This window comes from Inquilinus limosus MP06 (assembly GCF_000767795.1).
In the GTDB taxonomy this organism is placed as follows: Bacteria; Pseudomonadota; Alphaproteobacteria; order DSM-16000; family Inquilinaceae; genus Inquilinus; species Inquilinus limosus_E.
Window position 1 is genome coordinate 1 of sequence record NZ_JANX01000851.1, and the last position, 1,881, is coordinate 1,881.

General features: G+C 70.7%; 4 protein-coding genes. All 4 read left to right on the forward strand.

All coding sequences use genetic code 11. From position 1 onward, the window contains the following. A partial coding sequence (locus tag P409_RS39660) for an ATP-binding cassette domain-containing protein (RefSeq protein WP_034848717.1) occupies window positions 1-345 on the forward strand: 345 nt, incomplete at its 5' end. A 7-nt stretch (window positions 346-352) separates the two neighbouring features. Next, entirely contained in the window at window positions 353-787 is a 435-nt protein-coding gene (locus P409_RS33165; RefSeq protein WP_034848719.1) for a hypothetical protein, read from the forward strand. 11 nt (window positions 788-798) lie between these two features. Next, the gene (locus tag P409_RS33170) at window positions 799-1,467 is read left to right on the forward strand and encodes a MotA/TolQ/ExbB proton channel family protein (protein ID WP_034848721.1); all 669 of its coding nucleotides are present in this window, start codon (window positions 799-801) and stop codon (window positions 1,465-1,467) included. Next, window positions 1,467-1,881, forward strand: a 415-nt coding sequence (locus P409_RS33175) for an ExbD/TolR family protein (protein ID WP_034848723.1), incomplete at its 3' end; no start/stop codon positions are given. The genes P409_RS33170 and P409_RS33175, both read left to right, overlap by 1 nt.

The window sequence follows — 1,881 nt, forward strand, 5'->3', positions numbered from 1 at the left end:
CAGTTCGCCCGGGCCCTGGCCCAGATCCACGGCGCCGCCGGCGCGCCGACCTATCTGCTGCTGGACGAGCCGACCGCCAGCCTGGACCTGGCGCATCAATCCGCGGTGCTGCGCATCGCCCGTGCTCTCGTCGATGCCGGCACCGGCGTCCTGGCCATCCTGCACGACCTGAACCAGGTCGCCCGCTTCGCCGACAAGGTCGTGCTGCTGCGCCGCGGCCGGGTCTTCGCCGCCGGCCCGCCGGCCGAGGTGCTGACCGCCGCGACCGTGGAGGCCGTGTTCGGCTGCCCGGTCGAGATCGTTCCCAACCCGCATTCCGACAGGCCCTACCTTGTTCCGCTTTGAGGACATCATGACCAGCCGACGCCAATCAGTGTCCGCGCTCTCCGCCCTGCTCCTGGCCCTCTCTGCCGCGCCGGCCCTGGCCGCCGGGACGGCGCCGAACGGCGTCAGCCTTGAGCTCAACACGCTCGAGCCGCGTGGCCAGAACTGCGCCGTGAACATGGTGTTCGGCACCGGCGACGACGCCTACCAGTCGTTCAAGCTGGACCTCGTCTTCTTCGGCACCGACGGGGCCATCCGCAAGCGCCTGGCGGTCGACGCGGCGCCGCTGCGGGCGCGCAAGACCAGCGTCAAGGCCTTCGAGATCTCGGGCCTGGCCTGCGACGCGATCGGCTCGGTCCTGGTCAACGACGTGCTCGACTGCCGCACCGAAGCCGGGGCCGTGGCCGACTGCATCGACCGGGTCGAGACCAAATCCCGCCTGCCCGTCGCCCTGATGCGCTGAGGAGGCCATCGATGTCGCACGATCTCTCGATCATCGCCCTGGTGCAGCAGGCGGACGTCATCGTCCAGAGCGTGCTGGCGCTGCTGGTCCTGGCCTCCATCGGCTGCTGGGGCATCGTCATCGACAAGCTGTTCACCATCGGCCGGCTGCGCCGCGCCGCGGCCGAGTTGCGTCGGCGCGTCGACACGGATCACGAGATCGACGTGATCCCGGCCGACCCGGCCAGGCCGATCGTCGAGGCCGGCCTGGCCCAGTGGCGGGCCTTCGATGCCGAGGAAAGCCGATCCGAGTGCCGCGACCGGATCGAGCGCGCCATGCGCCGCGCCGCCGGCGAGGTGGTGCGCCGGCGCGAGCTGGGCCTGCCCTTCCTGGCCACGATCGGGTCCGCCGCGCCCTTCGTCGGGCTGTTCGGCACGGTCTGGGGCATCATGAACAGCTTCACCTCGATCGCCAGCTCGCAGGACACCAGCCTGGCGGTGGTGGCCCCCGGCATCGCCGAGGCTCTGTTCGCCACCGCGGTCGGCCTGGTGGCGGCGATCCCGGCGGTGATGGCCTACAACAAGTTCTCGACCGATCTGCGCCGGATCAACCAGACCTTCATCACCGCGATCGGCCAGATGGCCGAGCACCTGTCCGGCACGCGCCGCACCGCCGCCGCCCGGCGCGAGGCCGCCGAGTAATGGCCGGCGCCCTGCTCGATTCCGGCAGCGACGGCGACGATTACGCGCCGCTGGCCGAGATCAACGTCACCCCGCTGGTCGACGTCATGCTGGTGCTGCTGATCATCTTCATGGTCGCCGCGCCGCTGATGATGGTCGGCGTGCCGGTCGACCTGCCGAAGACCAGCGCCGCCAAGATCGGCCAGCCGCAGAAGCCGGTGATCCTGACCGTCGACAAGGCCGGCACCTGGTCGATCGACAACGGCCAGATCCTGACGCCGGAGACGGCGCCGGCGGCGCTGCAGGCGGCGCACCAGGCCAATCCGGATGCCATCGTCTATGTCCGCGGCGACCGCGACGTGCCCTATGGCAAGGTGATGGAGGCGATGGGCGTGGTCGGCCAGGCCGGCTTCGCCAAGGTGTCGCTGATCGCCC